The sequence below is a fragment of the Pseudomonas putida genome, from assembly GCF_002025705.1.
GTDB lineage: Bacteria > Pseudomonadota > Gammaproteobacteria > Pseudomonadales > Pseudomonadaceae > Aquipseudomonas > Aquipseudomonas putida_J.
Map to the genome: position 1 here is coordinate 440,815 of NZ_CP018846.1, position 15,499 is coordinate 456,313.

The following is a 15,499-nucleotide window of genomic DNA, read 5'->3' on the forward strand; positions in this document are numbered from 1 at the left end:
ACCGGGCGTTTGCCGCTTTAAGTTACAGGTAGCAAGAATGGCCAAAGAATACAGCCGTACCCAACGTATCGGTGATCAGATGCAGCGCGAGCTGGCCGAACTGATCCGCCGTGAAGTCAAAGACCCACGCGTCGGTCTGGTGACCATCACCGCAGTGGATGTCAGCCGCGACCTGGGCCATGCCAAGGTCTTCATCACCGTCATGGGCGAAGAAGCGCCAGACGCCGTGCAGCAGTCGCTCAAGGCACTGAACAGCGCCGCAAGCTTCCTGCGCCTGCACCTGGGCCGCTCGATGCAGCTGCGCAGCGTGCCGCAGTTGCACTTCCACTTCGATGAAAGTGTCAGCCGAGGTGTCCACCTGTCGGCGCTGATCGAACGTGCAGTGGCCGAAGACCGCCTGCACAAGGATGCCGACGAGCCGGACGCCAAGGAGTAAGCGGTGGCCCAGGTCAAACGTATCCGCCGCAACGTCAGCGGCATCATCCTGCTCGACAAGCCGCTGGGCTTCACTTCCAACGCCGCGTTGCAGAAAGTTCGCTGGTTGCTCAATGCCGAGAAGGCCGGCCACACCGGCAGCCTCGACCCGCTGGCCACCGGCGTGCTGCCGCTGTGCTTCGGTGAGGCGACCAAGTTTTCGCAGTACTTGCTCGATTCTGACAAAGGCTACGAAACGGTCATGCAGATGGGGCAGACTACCAGCACCGCGGACGCCGAGGGCGAAGTCCTGCAGACCCGCGAGGTGACCGTTGGTCGCGCCGATATCGAAGCCGTGATTCCGCGGTTTCGCGGTGAAATCCTTCAAGTACCGCCGATGTACTCGGCGCTCAAGCGCGACGGCCAGCCGCTTTACAAACTGGCGCGTGCAGGAGAGGTAGTGGAGCGCGAGGCGCGTTCTGTTACTATTGGCCGCTTGGAGTTGCTCGAGTGCGAAGGCACCCGTGCACGGTTGTCGGTTGGCTGCAGCAAAGGCACCTATATCCGTACCCTGGTGGAGGATATCGGCGAGGCCCTGGGCTGCGGCGCTTATGTCGCCGAGCTGCGCCGGACCCAGGCCGGGCCATTCGCCCTGGCCCAGACGGTAACCCTCGAGGAACTCGAGCAGGCCCATGCCGAAGGTGGCAACGAAGCGCTCGATCGCTTCCTGATGCCGTCCGACAGCGGGCTGCAGGACTGGCCACTGGTGTGCCTGTCCGAGCACAGCGCTTTCTACTGGCTGCATGGCCAGGCAGTGCGTGCGCCGGATGCACCGCAGTTCGGCATGGTCCGCGTACAGGATCATAATGGCCGCTTCATCGGTATCGGTGAAGTGAGCGAAGACGGGCGCATTGCGCCGCGTCGACTGATTCGGTCGGAATGACCGAAACCACAGGCGCAGGCTTAGGCTGAAACCGGTGGACTGAGGGTGGCTGTCAGTAGGCACGGTCACAGCTCATTTTATTAATACAGGGTTTTGTCCCTGGCCTATTGGACCCCGCTTGCGGGATCCGTTTAATTTGGAGAAGCCTCATGGCCCTCAGCGTTGAAGAAAAAGCTCAAATCGTTACCGACTTCCAGCAAGCCGCTGGCGACACTGGTAGCCCGGAAGTTCAGGTTGCTCTGCTGACCGCGAACATCAACAAGCTGCAAGGCCACTTCAAGGCCAACGGTAAAGACCACCACTCCCGTCGTGGTCTGATCCGTATGGTTAACCAGCGTCGTAAGCTGCTGGACTACCTGAAGGGCAAAGACACCACTCGTTACAGCGCCCTGATCGGTCGCCTGGGCCTGCGTCGCTAATAGCGGCCTGGTCAGTGGTGTGCATGGCGTGTCGCAGGCTTCGGCTATGCTGCTTTGCAGCATCGCCGTCGGACACGCCACGCGTATCTCCGAGGTTGGCAGCCTGGTTTTGCTGAGCGGTTTACCGCGCAGTAGCCAGGCTCCCAACCTCGTGTTGTATCTGGACGGTCAATGGGGCCGATTCCCCGTTCTGCCCAAGAATTCGCAAGAAACCAGTTCCCCCAGAGCCACTGAAAAAGGTAGGAAACCGTGAACCCGGTAATCAAGAAATTCCAGTTCGGTCAATCGACCGTTACTCTCGAAACGGGCCGTATCGCCCGTCAGGCAACCGGCGCCGTGCTGGTTACCGTCGACAACGACGTCACCGTGCTGGTGACCGTGGTTGGCGCCAAGCAGGCCGACCCAGGCAAGGGTTTCTTCCCGCTGTCGGTCCACTACCAGGAAAAGACCTACGCCGCCGGCAAGATCCCGGGTGGCTTCTTCAAGCGTGAAGGCCGTCCTTCCGAGAAAGAGACGCTGACCTCGCGCCTGATCGACCGTCCGATCCGCCCGCTGTTCCCTGAAGGTTTCATGAACGAAGTGCAGGTTGTCTGCACCGTCGTTTCCACCAGCAAGAAGACCGATCCGGACATCGCTGCGATGATCGGTACCTCGGCTGCCCTGGCGATCTCCGGCATTCCGTTCGAAGGCCCGATCGGCGCTGCCCGCGTTGCTTTCCACGAAAGCACCGGCTACCTGCTGAACCCGACCTACGAGCAACTGGCTGCCTCGAGCCTGGACATGGTCGTTGCCGGTACTTCCGATGCCGTGCTGATGGTTGAGTCGGAAGCCCAAGAGCTGACCGAAGACCAGATGCTGGGCGCCGTGCTGTTCGCCCACGACGAATTCCAGGCTGTTATCCAGGCTGTCAAAGAGCTGGCCGCAGAAGCTGCCAAGCCGACCTGGGACTGGAAACCGGCCGTTGCCAACACCGAACTGTTCAACGCCATCCGCGCCGAGTTCGGCGAAGCCGTTTCGCAGGGCTACACCATCACCGTCAAGGCTGACCGCTATGCACGCCTGGGCGAGCTGCGCGATCAGGCCGTTGCCAAGTTCTCCGGTGAAGAAGGCCAGCCTTCGGCTGGTGAAGTCAAAGACATCTTCGGCGAAATCGAATACCGCACCGTTCGCGAAAACATCGTCAACGGCAAGCCACGTATCGACGGCCGCGACACCAAGACCGTACGCCCGCTGAACATCGAAGTCGGCGTGCTGCCGAAGACTCACGGTTCGGCGCTGTTCACCCGTGGCGAAACCCAGGCCCTGGTCGTTGCGACCCTGGGTACTGCGCGTGACGCCCAGCTGCTGGACACCCTCGAAGGCGAGAAAAAAGACCCGTTCATGCTGCACTACAACTTCCCACCGTTCTCGGTAGGTGAGTGTGGTCGCATGGGTGGTGCCGGCCGCCGCGAAATCGGTCACGGCCGTCTGGCCCGTCGTTCGGTTCAGGCCATGCTGCCAGCCGCTGACGTGTTCCCGTACACCATCCGCGTGGTTTCGGAAATCACCGAATCCAACGGTTCCAGCTCCATGGCTTCGGTTTGCGGTGCTTCCCTGGCTCTGATGGACGCCGGTGTGCCGATGAAGGCTCCGGTTGCCGGTATCGCCATGGGCCTGGTCAAGGAAGGCGACAAGTTCGCAGTCCTGACCGACATCCTGGGTGACGAAGACCACCTCGGCGACATGGACTTCAAGGTTGCAGGTACCGCCAAAGGTGTTACCGCGCTGCAGATGGACATCAAGATCAACGGCATCACCGAAGAGATCATGGAAATCGCCCTGGGCCAGGCCCTGGAAGCGCGCCTGAACATCCTCGGCCAGATGAACCAGATCATTGGCGAGTCGCGTACCGAGCTGTCGGCCAACGCCCCGACCATGATCGCGATGAAGATCGACACCGACAAGATCCGTGACGTCATCGGCAAAGGCGGCGCCACCATTCGCGCCATCTGCGAAGAGACCAAGGCTTCGATCGACATCGAAGACGACGGCTCGATCAAGATCTTCGGCGAAACCAAGGAAGCGGCAGAGGCTGCCAAGCAGCGCATCCTGGGCATCACCGCCGAAGCCGAGATCGGCAAGATCTACGTCGGCAAGGTCGAGCGTATTGTCGACTTCGGCGCCTTCGTCAACATCCTGCCTGGCAAGGACGGCCTGGTGCACATCTCGATGCTGAGCGACGCTCGCGTAGAGAAAGTCACCGACGTGCTGAAAGAAGGTCAGGAAGTCGAAGTACTGGTACTGGACGTGGACAACCGCGGCCGTATCAAGCTGTCGATCAAGGACGTTGCCGCGGCCAAGGCCTCGGGCGTCTAAGCGACTGACACGCTTCAGGAAAAGGGCCCTTCGGGGCCCTTTTTTTATGCGCTCCGGGAACCTTTTGCGGACTTGCATCTTGCATGCAGGTTTTGTGGCCTGATTGCAAAATGCACGACTGCTACTATCTGGATATTTTCATAAGTCATTGATTTATAAGGAAACAAGCGAAACGGTAAAGCTGGCACAGCACATGCAACTACACTCTTACCTGCCGCCAGGACTTACGGCGCAGACCTTTCGAAAAACAGGAGTGACCCACATGAAGAAGTTCGCCATTGCTGCCGCTACTGCTACCGCTCTGACCCTGACCATGGCTAACGCGGCGTTCGCCCAACAGTCCACCCAGGCCCCCATGACGATCGCGGCCGGTGAGGTGACCAAAGCCAAGGAAGCGACCTCGGACACCTGGATCACTACCAAGGTGAAATCGGACCTCATGACCGAGAAGGGCATTCCAGGCAGCGACATCAAGGTCGAGACCAACAAAGGTGTCGTATCTCTGTCGTCGACCACTGCCATTACCGAATCGCAGAAAAAAATGGCGGTTGATATCACCAAGAAAATCAAAGGCGTGAAGGCCGTTTCCGCTGATGGCCTGAAAGCCGAATAAGGAATGTCCCGTCGGCCAAACGGATTTGGCCACCTTCACTGAAAAAGCCCCGGCCTGTGCCGGGGCTTTTTCATGGGCGTTCAATACACCGGATTGCGGGCGATCACATCGCTCTCGAAGCATTCCTGTTCGATGATCAGAGGCTCGACCTGCGGGCGGCTGTCGCGGAAATGTGCGGTCTGCGTGTGCGCTTCGTACGCATCATCGTCGCGGTAGATCTCGTACAGGTAGATCACGTCGGGGTCGAGCCTGTCCTGGGATACGTCGAACACCAGGCAACCTGGTTCGGTAGCGACGGAGGCAGCGGCATTGACCTTGATGGCGGTCAGGAAGGCTTCGGCGCAACCAGGTTTTACACGGGTCTTGATGAACAGGCTATACACAGGACGATCCTTTTGTTTTAAATTCTATCCTGAATTGTATACAAAAATGGAGTCGCGCCAATGTCCGAATTACCTGCTCGTCCCGGTCGCCTGAATGGCCTGCGCCATATTGCCCTGCTGGTGCCCAACCTGGAGGAGTGCGAGCGTTTCTACGTCGATGTGATGGGCATGGAGGTGTTGAACCGGGCCAACGAGGACCTGGTGTATCTGACCTGCGGTAACGACAATCTGTCGCTGGGGCGTGGGGCAGGGGCGGCCAATGGGCTGCAGACCCTCGACCATTACGGCTTCATCGTCGATAGCGTGGAAGAGCTGGAGGCCTGGTACCAGTACTTCAAGGCGCGTGGAGTGACCTTGCTCGACAAACCGTTCAATCATGGTGATGGTGCGCGCAGCTTCCACCTGCTGGACCCTGCGGGGAACAAGGTGCAGCCGCTGTATCACCCATCGGTGTCGGGGCAGCGGCTGGTGTAATAGCTGGCCTGAAGCGGTTTTGTGGGAGCGGCCTTGCGTCGCGAAAGGGCCGCAGAGCGGCCCCCGGATTTCAGCTTTGGTACACCTATTTCTGGGGCCGCTGCGCGGCCCTTTCGCGACACAAGGCCGCTCCTACAAGGGCGCATACAGGCTTGTGGCTACTCAGCATCCAGGTGCATCGGGGTAATCACCCGTCCATCACTTTCAGCCTGCCCCAGGTTGGTGTCGATGAAGTACACCCGGTCATCCTCGAGCTTGCCCTTGTCGACCAGGTAGTCCTTGATGCTGCTGGCCCGCTCCTGGCCAAGGGTACGCAGCAATGCCGTGCTTTCAGCCCAGGACTTGATCACCGCCTCGCGCAGCTTGGTGGTGCGCTCGTCCCGGCTCAATTGTTCCCACTCGGCTGGGGGTTGCTGCTTCAGGCGAGTGCGGTAGATGCCTTCAAGCATCGCCGGTTTGTCGCTGTCGTCGACCTGCAGCATCGAGGCGTTGGCCGGTACTTTGTCGCCACGGCGCTGCAGGATCTTGTACCAGGTAGCCTGGTATTCACGTTCCAGGCGCTGCTGGGCGATCAACGGGCCGTCGCTGCTCTGGGCGCTGGTGCCTTCGATTTCCAGGCGCAGTTCCGGGCGCTCCTTGAGTGCTGAAGCCAGCTTGTCCAGGGTCGACTGCGCATCGCCACCAAGCTCGCTGGAGCCAGGGGCGAAGGCCACTGTACCCAAGTCTTCTGAGCCACCACCGGCAATCAGCCCGCCGATGAACTTGAACGGCGCCTGGGCCGCACGCAGCACCAGGTTGCGCAGGGTCTGCCAGACGATCGGCATGACGCTGAACTGCGGGTTGTTGAGGTCGCCCGAAACCGGAAGTTCGATGGAGATCCGCCCTTCGGTGTCCTTGAGCAAGGCGATCGCCAAGCGGATCGGCAGGTCCACCGCATCCGGGCTGTCGACCTTTTCCCCCAGTTGCAGCTGTTCGACCACGACCTTGTTCTCGGCCTTGAGCTGGCCGTTGGTGATCAGGTAATGCAGGTCGAGGTTCAGCCGGCCTTTACGGATACGGAAACCGGCGAACTTGCCGGAGTAGGGGGTCAACGTGGTCAGTTCGACGCGCTTGAAGCTGGTGGCGATATCCAGGCTGGCCAGCGGGTTGAACGGGTTGAGCGCGCCCTTGATGGTGACCGGGGCATAACGGTCGACCTTGCCTTTGACGTCGACCTTGGCCGGTGCCGGCTTGCGGTTGTCGATGGTGCCGATCTGGCCGTTGAGCTGCTGGATGGCGGTGGCGAAGTTCGGTGTCAGGGTCAGGTCGGCGAAGTTGGCCGAGCCATCGTTGATGTCGATCTGGCCGATGTGGATGCCGAGGGGCTTGCTGGCTGCGGCACTGGCTGGCTTGGCCGGGCTGCTGGCCGCCGCGCCGGCCGGTTGCGGGATCAGCAGGTCGTCGACGCTGGTGGTGCGGTCTTCGTTGATGATGAAACGCGCGTAGGGCTGCAGCAGGGTGACTTTGTCGATGGACAAGGCATCACCGTGCACATACGACAGGCCATCGACGTTTACTTGCTGCCATTTGACGAAATCACGGCCCTTGATGGTGTCCAGGGTATGCAGCTGGTTGACCTGGGCCTTGCCAGCAACCGTGAAGGCCAGTGGCTCGGTGCGCTTGAGGTCGACCTTGAGGTCGCTGGCGAGCATGCCGCTGCGCAGTTCGAGGCGAATGAACGGGCTGATGTACGCCTGGGCGATACGCAGGTCGATGTCACGGGTGCTGACATCGAGCTTGGCGGTGACGGGCGCCAGGTTCACTTCACCTGCCGCCTGCAGCTTGCCTTGCTTGCCAACGCCGGTGTCGAGCTTGAGGGTGAAAGGCGACTGGTTGAGGCTGTCGAAACCCTGCATGTCGAGGTTCAGCGGGCCGACATCCAGCGCTACCGGCTCCTTCTGGCTACGGTCGGCGAGGTGTACCTGGTAGTTGCGCAGTTGCACGTCCTTGAGCAGTACTTGCCACGGCTTGCTCGGCGCCTTTGCGGCTTTTTCCTGCGGCGTTGGTTCGGCAGCCGCCGGCTCGGCTTTCTCCTTTGGCGTGGCTTTGGCCGGCTGGCTGGCGAACAGCTTCTGCCAGTCGAGTTGGCCGTCCTTTTCCAGGGCCGCCCAGGTTTCCAGCTTTTCGCTGCGAACCTTGCCGACGGTGACCAGCTGCTTGGCCAGGTCGATGGACGTCTCGCTTACTTCCAGGCTGGCCAGGCGCACCAGCGGCCGGTCATCCGGGGCCTTGATGGCGAACGGTGCGATCTTGACCGAGGTGTTGTCCAGCAACAGCTCGGTTTCCTTGGACAGGTTGAGCTTGTAGTGGGTGTCGAGGTTGAACACGCCGTCTTCCAGCACCAGCGGCACGGCATCGCGCACGTAGGGCCAGAATAGCTTCATCTTGCCATCGGTGACCTTCAGTGTGCCTTCCGAGGCCATCGGTGCGAGACTGAGGGTACCGCTCCAATCCACTCGTCCACCGTTAGGGCCGATTGCCACCAAGGTCATGTCGGCATTGTCGTCAGGCAAGGTGCTGAGGTTTTTCAGCTCCAGGTTCATGTCGTCGTAGATGAACTCGATCGGCTCGCTCGGGCGCTGGTCCTCGAAGTGCAGATAACCGCCGCTGAGCTTGATGCTGCCAATACGCAGTGGGAACGGGTCGCTGGGCGGCTGCTCCGGCTTGGGTTCGCTGGCGGGCAACTTGAACAATTGGGTCAGGTTGAGCGTGCCGTTCTTGGCGAACAGCACCTCGTTGCGTGGCTTGTCGAGCTCGATGGCCTGCAGGTGCAGGGCGCCGCTCCACAGGCTGTCGAGCGCCAGGTTGGCGTACAGCCGTTCAAAGCCGACCTGCTCCTTGCCAGGCTCGCCGAGCTGCAGGCCCCAAAGTGTCAGCTCGAGGCTGAAGGGGTTGAGTTCGATGCGTTGCAGGTGTGCCGGCACGGTGGCGTACTGCGCCAACTGCTGGTTGGCAATACGCAAGGCGACACCAGGAAGAATGAGGAAGCCGAGCAGGCTGTATAGGGCTACCAGGGCCAGCAGGGCGCCGAGGGCGCGAGTCAATCCTTTGTACATGTGTCGCTTCGTCTGTCTAAGCAGGAGTGCTTGGAGTATGGCACGTTAAATCGGTTCCGCTGGGGCGACCATTCTCCGTCACTCGATACCCATGCGTCGCCTGGCCCGATGTGCCGAGCCGTCACGCATGGCCCAGCGCAGAATTGGCGCTGTGCTTTGCAGGCCAAGGCGGATCATGCGCCGTTGCAGCGGCCCTTGCTGCAGGCCGAGCATGGCCTGGCCCCAGTCCGGCAGCAGATCGATACCGGCATGCAACATCAGCTTGCCGACCGGCTCGGCAAGGCGGCTCGGGGCAGGGGCAGCGAGCAGGATCCCGACAACCTCCAGGCTACGCGCGCTGCATTGCAGTTGCGGGCGCATTCGCTGCAGGTAGTCCGCGACCTGCTGGCAAGAGCGGGGGACATTGCGCGCCCCGAGGCGTTCGGCGATCAGGGCGATCTCGGCGTAATAGGCGTCCTGATCGGCACGTGAAAGGCCGGGGTCGCGGTAGCGCAGGTGGGCCGCGAGGAAGCTGCTGACCTCCGCCACGTGCACCCAGGTCAGCAGGTCGGGGTCACTTGCGGCATATGGGCTGCCATCGGGCGCGGTGCCGGTCACCTGCAAGTGGATGGTGCGCACCTTGTCGATCAACCATTCGGCATCGCGGGTCGAGCCGAAGGTGGTGCCAGAGATGAACTGGCTGGTGCGGCGCAGGCGGCCGAGCAGGTCTTCGCGAAAGTTGGAGTGGTCCCACACCCCGGCCAGGGCCAACGGGTGCAACAGCTGCAGCATCAGGGCACTGATACCGCCGACCAGCATGCTCGGGAAGTCGCCATGCACCCGCCAACTAATGCTGTGCGGCCCGAACAGGCCGGGGTCGCCTTTGGGGGACTCGAGGTCGAGCTGGCCGAGGGCCAGCCCGGTGAGGCTCATGACCTGGGTTTCGATGCGGCGGCGTAGGGCTTCCATGGCGTCCTGTGCTTCAGGACGGCCATGGCAAGTGGCCGCCCGCTATTGATTGAGGCGTTTGTCGATCAGGCCCTGCACCACGCTTGGGTCGGCCAGGGTCGAGGTGTCGCCGAGGTTGTCCAGTTCGTTGCAGGCAATCTTGCGCAGTATACGCCGCATGATCTTGCCCGAGCGGGTCTTGGGCAAGGCCGGAGCCCACTGGATCAATTCTGGCTTGGCGAAGCTGCCGATCTCCTTGCTGACCAGTGCCAGCAGCTCGGCCTTGAGTGCATCGTCAGGGGTGATTCCATTCATGGTGGTGACGAAGGCATAGACGCCCTGGCCCTTGAGGTCATGGGGGTAGCCGACCACGGCGGCCTCGGCGACGCTGTCGTGCAGCACCAGCGCGCTTTCCACCTCGGCAGTGCCGATGCGGTGGCCGGAGACGTTGATCACGTCATCGATGCGGCCAGTGATCCAGTAGTCGCCGTCGGCATCGCGGCGGGCGCCGTCACCGGTGAAGTAGTAACCGGGCATGGGCTTGAAGTAGGTATCGACCATGCGCTGGTGATCGCCATAGACGCTGCGGATCTGCCCGGGCCAGCTTGCCTTGATCACCAGCAGGCCGGCGCCCGGGCCCTCGATCAGTTTGCCTTTTTCGTCCAGCAGCACTGGTTGCACGCCGAACATTGGCTGGTTGGCGCAACCGGGCTTGAGCCTTTGGGCCCCCGGTAGCGGCGTGAGCATGATGCCGCCGGTCTCGGTTTGCCACCAGGTGTCGACAATGGGGCAGCGCTTTAGCCCAACCTCTTCGAAATACCACTCCCAGGCTTCGGGGTTGATCGGTTCGCCAACGCTGCCGAGCAGGCGCAAGCTTTTGCGCGAGGTGCTCTGCAGCGGTGCCGAACCTTCACGCATCAATGCGCGCAGCGCGGTGGGGGCGGTGTAGAAGATGTTCACCTGGTGTTTATCCACCACCTGCCAGAAGCGCGACGTGTCTGGGTAGTTGGGTACGCCTTCGAACATCAGCGAAATCGCACCGTTGGCCAGCGGCCCGTAAACGATGTAGCTGTGGCCCGTGACCCAGCCGACGTCGGCCGTGCACCAGAACACCTCGCCGTCGCGGTAGTCGAACACCACCTTGAAGGTCATCGTCGCCTGCAGCAGGTAGCCACCGGTGGTATGCAGCACGCCTTTGGGCTTGCCGGTGCTGCCGGAGGTATAGAGGATGAACAACGGGTCTTCGGCATCCATCGGCTCTGGTGGGCAATCGTCACCTGCCTTGTCGGTCGCTTCGTGGTACCAGAGGTCGCGACCCTGGTTCCAGGCCACATCGCCGCCGGTGCGCCGCACCACGAACGCGCTGCTGACCGCAGGGCAACTGGCCAGGGCCTTGTCGACGTTCTGCTTGAGCGGGATGCGCTTGCCACCGCGCACGCCTTCATCGGCGGTGATCACGGTGCGGCAGTCGGCATCGAGAATGCGGTCACGCAGGGCATCCGGGGAGAAGCCGCCGAACACCACCGAGTGGATGGCGCCGATGCGTGTGCAGGCGAGCATGGCGTAGGCAGCTTCGGGAATCATCGGCATGTAGATGCACACACGGTCGCCCTTGTTCACGCCGCGTGCCTTGAGGGCATTGGCCAGGCGGCAGACCTGACGGTGCAGTTCGCGGTAGGTGATGGCCTTGGAGTCCTTGGGGTCATCGCCTTCCCACAGCAGGGCGGTTTGCTCGCCGCGCTGGGCAAGGTGACGATCGATGCAGTTGTAGCTGACGTTCAGTTGGCCACCGTCGAACCAGCGGGCCTTGCCGGTCCTCAGGTCACATTGCTGGACGCTCGACCAGGGTTTGATCCAGTCCAGGCGTTTGGCCTGTTCTGCCCAGAAAGTGTCGGGGTCATCGACCGACTGGCGGTAGAGGCGCTGGTAGTCGTCGGGGGAGAGGCTGGCGGACTGGCTAACGGCCAGGGCCTGGGGATACTGCCTGATATCGAACATGGCGGGTGGTCCTGCTCTTGTGAGGGGCGAGGGACAGCAGCGGCTATTCGATGGACAGTGTAGTCAGCGGGGATGTTCCTTGGAGGCTGGTGCTGAGGTTGCAGGAGCGGCCTTGTGTCGCGAAAGGGCTGCGCAGCAGCCCCAGGTTCTTCGAGTCAATGTTTGAATTGCTGGGGCCGCTTCGCGACCCTTTCGCGACGCAAGGCCGCTCCTACAAAGAGCGCTCCTGCCAGATCAGATCAACCGCGGTGACGGCCGCGGAAGTAGTTGATCAGGCCTTGGGTGGAGCCATCTTCGGCGCTGTCTTCCAGGCTGCCGACCAAGCGCTGGTACACGCCCTTGCCCAGTTCCTTGCCCAGTTCCACGCCCCACTGGTCGAAGGCATTGATGCCCCAGATCACGCTCTGCACGAATACCTTGTGTTCGTACATCGCCACCAGTGCGCCCAGGCGGCGCGGGCTGATGCGCTCGACCACCAGGGTGTTGCTCGGGCGGTTGCCCGGGATCACCTTGTGCGGTGCGAGTTTTTCGATGTCCGCTTCGTTCAGGCCCTTCTGGCGCAGTTCGGCCTCGGCTTCCTCACGGGTCTTGCCGAGCATAAGTGCCTGGCTCTGCGACAGGCAGTTGGCGTACAGCCACTGATGGTGGTCGGCCACCGGGTTGAAGCTGACCACAGGCACGATGAAGTCGGCCGGGATCAGCTGGGTGCCCTGGTGCAGCAACTGGTGGTAGGCATGCTGACCGTTGCAGCCTACGCCGCCCCAGATCACCGGGCCGGTATCGGTTTTGACCGGGGTGCCATCCTGCAGCACGCTCTTGCCGTTGGACTCCATGTCCAGCTGTTGCAGGTGCTTGGTGATGTTGCGCAGGTAGTGGTCATACGGGAGGATCGCGTGGCTGTTCGCGCCCCAGAAGTTACCGTACCAGACGCCCAGCAGGGCCAGCAGCACCGGCATGTTCTTGTCAAACGGTGCGGTCTGGAAGTGCTGGTCCATGGTGTAGGCACCCGACAGCAACTCCTTGAAGTTGGCGGTACCGATGGCCAGGGCGATTGGCAGGCCGATGGCCGACCACAGCGAGTAGCGCCCGCCTACCCAGTCCCACATCGGGAAGATGTTCTCTTCGCGAATACCGAAGGCCACGGCGGCGGCCTTGTTGCTGGAAACTGCGATGAAGTGGCGATACAGCTCGGCTTCCGAGCCGCCCTGGGCCAGGTACCAGGTGCGCGCGGCCATGGCGTTCTTCAGCGTCTCGAGGGTGTTGAAAGACTTCGACGAGACGATGAACAGTGTGGTTTCGGCGCGCAGGTTGGCTGACAGCTCATGGAATTCACTGCCGTCGATATTGGCCAGGTAATGGCAGCGCACGCCGCGCTGGGCATAGGGCAACAGGGCTTCGGACACCAGCTCGGGGCCGAGGAACGAGCCGCCGATGCCAATGTTGACCACATCGGTGATCGGCTTTTCGCTGTAGCCACGCCACAGGCCGTCATGAATGCGGCCCACCAGTTCGGTGATCTGGTTGAGTACCTTGTGCACTTCCGGCATCACGTTGACGCCGTTTACGCTGAGCTTGTCGCCCACTGGGCGGCGCAGCGCGGTGTGCAGCACGGGGCGGCCTTCCGAGGCGTTGATGATCTCGCCGCTGAACATCGACTTGATCGCATCCTGCAGGCCGACTTGTTCGGCCAGGTCCACCAGCAGGTTGCGGCTCTCGTCGGTGATCAGGTTTTTCGAATAGTCGAGGAACAGACCGCAGCAGCTCAGGGAGAACTGATCGAAGCGCTTGGCATCGGCGGCGAAGGCTTCGCGCATGCTGAAGCCTTGCATGGCGTCGCGGTGTTTCTGCAGGGCCTGCCAGGCAGGCAGGGCCGTCACATCGTGGGGTGTACGGTAATACGCCATTGCGCGGAATTCCTTGATGCGTGGTGAGCCTTGGACAGGGCAGTGATTGCCGGGTTCAGACTGGCCATCATTATAGGCAAAGGCCGCGCGCAGGGAATGGGGATGGCGGGGGATTTTGGAAGGGGCGCTATGCGCGCCCCAGGCCGTTATGCGGTCTTGTCGTCCAGATGCAGGTAAAGGTTGTCGATCAACCGAGTGTTACCCAGATACGCCGCTACCAGGATCACCAGGTCCCGGTCACCAAAAGTCGCCGGACGCAGGTTCACCGCGTGGCGCACTTCCAGATAATCCGGACGCAGCCCCGCAGCGATCAGATTCGCCTTGCCTTGTTCGAGCAGTGCCGCGAAATCTGCCTGGCCGCGGCCAAGCGCTTCACCGATCTGCTTCAAGGTGCGATACACCACCGGTGCGGTGCTGCGTTGTTCAGGCGTCAGGTATCCGTTGCGCGAGGACAGCGCCAGGCCATCCTCGGCGCGCACGGTCGGCTCACCGATGATCTGGATCGGCATGTTCAGGTCGCGCACCATGGCACGGATCACCGCCAGCTGCTGGTAGTCCTTCTCGCCAAACACGGCCAGGTCTGGCTGGACCATGTTGAACAGCTTGCTGACCACGGTCGCCACGCCTTCGAAATGCCCAGGGCGGCTGGCACCGCACAGGCCCTCGGAGAGGCTGGGCACGCTGACGCGGGTTTGCACGGCCATGCCGTCGGGGTACATCTCTTCGACAGTGGGCGCGAACAGCAGGTGGCAGCCCGCATCGAGCAGGCGCTGCTGGTCGGCAGCGAGGGTGCGCGGGTACTTGTCGAGGTCTTCGTTGGCGCCGAACTGCAGCGGGTTGACGAAGATGCTGGCGACCACGAAATCGGCACGTTGGGCGGCCTTGGTCACCAGCGCGGCATGGCCGCTGTGCAGGTTGCCCATGGTCGGCACGAAACCGATGCGCTTGCCTTCACCGCGGGCGCGGGCGACGGCAGCACGCAGTTCGCGGACGGTCTTGACTGTGTTCATGCGCTGAATCCGTGCTCGGCTGCGGGGAAGGTAACGTCCTTGACGGCCTTGACGTAGGCGCTGAGGGCGCTCTGGATGTCAGGCTGGCCATCCATGAAGTTCTTGACGAACTTTGGCACCCGGCCACTGAGTGACAGGCCGAGCATGTCGTGCAGCACCAGCACCTGGCCGTCGGTGGCGCTACCGGCGCCGATGCCGATCACCGGAATGCCCACTGCCTGGGTGATTTCGGCCGCCAGCTCGGTGGGTACGCACTCCAGCAGCAGCATCGCCGCGCCGGCTTGTTCCAGGGCAATGGCGTCGGCACGCATCTGCCGCGCCTGCGCTTCCTGGCGGCCCTGAACCTTGTAACCGCCCAGCACGTTGACGGTCTGCGGAGTCAGGCCCATGTGCGCACACACCGGCACACCACGTTCGGCCAGTAGGCGAATGGTTTCGGCCAGCCAGGCGGCGCCTTCAAGCTTGATCATGTGGGCGCCGGCTTGCATCAGCGTGGCGCAGTTGGCGAAGGCCTGCTCGGGCGTGGCGTGGGCCATGAACGGCAGGTCGGCGAGGATCAGCGCGCCATCGTTGCCACGTTTGACACAGGCGGTGTGGTAGGCCATCTCGGCAGTGGTGACGGGCAACGTGCTGTCATGGCCCTGCAGGACCATGCCCAGGGAATCGCCCACCAACAACACGTCGACGCCGGCCTGGCTGCAGGCCTTGGCGAAGGTCGCATCGTAGCAGGTCAGCATGGTGATCTTTTCACCCTTGGCCTTGAGGCCATGCAGGGTGGTCAGGGTTACTTCAGGCATGTAGGAAAATCCTCGTTCAGGCGCTGTGAAAAACGACTGCATACAACGCGTGTAGTCATCTTCCGGAGCGGCACATCATCGCGCGTGATGTTCGGGCACAGGTCCGTCCGGGCCTAAATACGGGTATGCGGCACTTTGGTGCCACACGGGACGCCTATAGTCGTGAG

At 62.0% G+C, this 15,499-nt stretch carries 13 protein-coding genes; 6 read left to right on the forward strand and 7 right to left on the reverse strand.

From position 1 onward, the window contains the following. Positions 1 to 37: 37 nt before the first annotated feature. The 5 genes from rbfA to BUQ73_RS02115 all read left to right on the forward strand — a co-directional run bounded on the left by rbfA (position 38) and on the right by BUQ73_RS02115 (position 4,744). Positions 38 to 436: a 30S ribosome-binding factor RbfA gene (rbfA, locus tag BUQ73_RS02090; protein ID WP_033696035.1), complete on the forward strand. Its 399-nt coding sequence runs from the start codon at positions 38 to 40 to the stop codon at positions 434 to 436. Positions 437 to 439: 3 nt separating this feature from the next. After that, complete coding sequence (gene truB, locus BUQ73_RS02095; RefSeq protein ID WP_027917683.1) at positions 440 to 1,357, forward strand: tRNA pseudouridine(55) synthase TruB; 918 nt, start codon at positions 440 to 442, stop codon at positions 1,355 to 1,357. 149 nt (positions 1,358 to 1,506) lie between these two features. Then, the gene (gene rpsO, locus BUQ73_RS02100) at positions 1,507 to 1,776 is read left to right on the forward strand and encodes a 30S ribosomal protein S15 (RefSeq protein WP_012274241.1); all 270 of its coding nucleotides are present in this window, start codon (positions 1,507 to 1,509) and stop codon (positions 1,774 to 1,776) included. Between the two features lie 249 nt (positions 1,777 to 2,025). Continuing rightward, complete coding sequence (gene pnp / locus BUQ73_RS02110; RefSeq protein WP_027917682.1) at positions 2,026 to 4,131, forward strand: polyribonucleotide nucleotidyltransferase; 2,106 nt, start codon at positions 2,026 to 2,028, stop codon at positions 4,129 to 4,131. A gap of 262 nt (positions 4,132 to 4,393) precedes the next feature. Then, positions 4,394 to 4,744 (forward strand): BON domain-containing protein, encoded by a 351-nt coding sequence (locus tag BUQ73_RS02115; protein WP_079226478.1) that lies wholly within the window; start codon positions 4,394 to 4,396, stop codon positions 4,742 to 4,744. Between the two features lie 80 nt (positions 4,745 to 4,824). Here BUQ73_RS02115 and BUQ73_RS02120 read toward each other — a convergent pair whose 3' ends face one another. Further along, complete coding sequence (locus BUQ73_RS02120) at positions 4,825 to 5,127, reverse strand: putative quinol monooxygenase (protein WP_079226479.1); 303 nt, start codon at positions 5,125 to 5,127, stop codon at positions 4,825 to 4,827. A 60-nt stretch (positions 5,128 to 5,187) separates the two neighbouring features. Here BUQ73_RS02120 and BUQ73_RS02125 point away from each other — a divergent pair, with 60 nt between their 5' ends. Next, entirely contained in the window at positions 5,188 to 5,601 is a 414-nt protein-coding gene (locus BUQ73_RS02125; protein ID WP_054885629.1) for a VOC family protein, read from the forward strand. Positions 5,602 to 5,759: 158 nt separating this feature from the next. On the opposite strand, the gene BUQ73_RS02130 is transcribed toward BUQ73_RS02125, so the two are convergent. The 6 genes from BUQ73_RS02130 to panB form a co-directional block, all read right to left on the reverse strand. Then, the gene (locus tag BUQ73_RS02130) at positions 5,760 to 8,696 is read right to left on the reverse strand and encodes a DUF748 domain-containing protein (protein ID WP_079226480.1); all 2,937 of its coding nucleotides are present in this window, start codon (positions 8,694 to 8,696) and stop codon (positions 5,760 to 5,762) included. Positions 8,697 to 8,774: 78 nt separating this feature from the next. Further along, positions 8,775 to 9,644: an oxygenase MpaB family protein gene (locus BUQ73_RS02135; protein WP_079226481.1), complete on the reverse strand. Its 870-nt coding sequence runs from the start codon at positions 9,642 to 9,644 to the stop codon at positions 8,775 to 8,777. 42 nt (positions 9,645 to 9,686) lie between these two features. Then, entirely contained in the window at positions 9,687 to 11,621 is a 1,935-nt protein-coding gene (gene acs / locus BUQ73_RS02140; protein WP_079226482.1) for an acetate--CoA ligase, read from the reverse strand. A gap of 239 nt (positions 11,622 to 11,860) precedes the next feature. Beyond that, the gene (gene pgi, locus BUQ73_RS02145) at positions 11,861 to 13,525 is read right to left on the reverse strand and encodes a glucose-6-phosphate isomerase (RefSeq protein ID WP_079226483.1); all 1,665 of its coding nucleotides are present in this window, start codon (positions 13,523 to 13,525) and stop codon (positions 11,861 to 11,863) included. A 146-nt stretch (positions 13,526 to 13,671) separates the two neighbouring features. Continuing rightward, positions 13,672 to 14,535: a pantoate--beta-alanine ligase gene (panC, locus tag BUQ73_RS02150; RefSeq protein WP_079226484.1), complete on the reverse strand. Its 864-nt coding sequence runs from the start codon at positions 14,533 to 14,535 to the stop codon at positions 13,672 to 13,674. Next, the gene (gene panB, locus BUQ73_RS02155; protein ID WP_079226485.1) at positions 14,532 to 15,332 is read right to left on the reverse strand and encodes a 3-methyl-2-oxobutanoate hydroxymethyltransferase; all 801 of its coding nucleotides are present in this window, start codon (positions 15,330 to 15,332) and stop codon (positions 14,532 to 14,534) included. The genes panC and panB overlap by 4 nt, the downstream gene beginning before the upstream one ends. Positions 15,333 to 15,499: the final 167 nt, after the last annotated feature.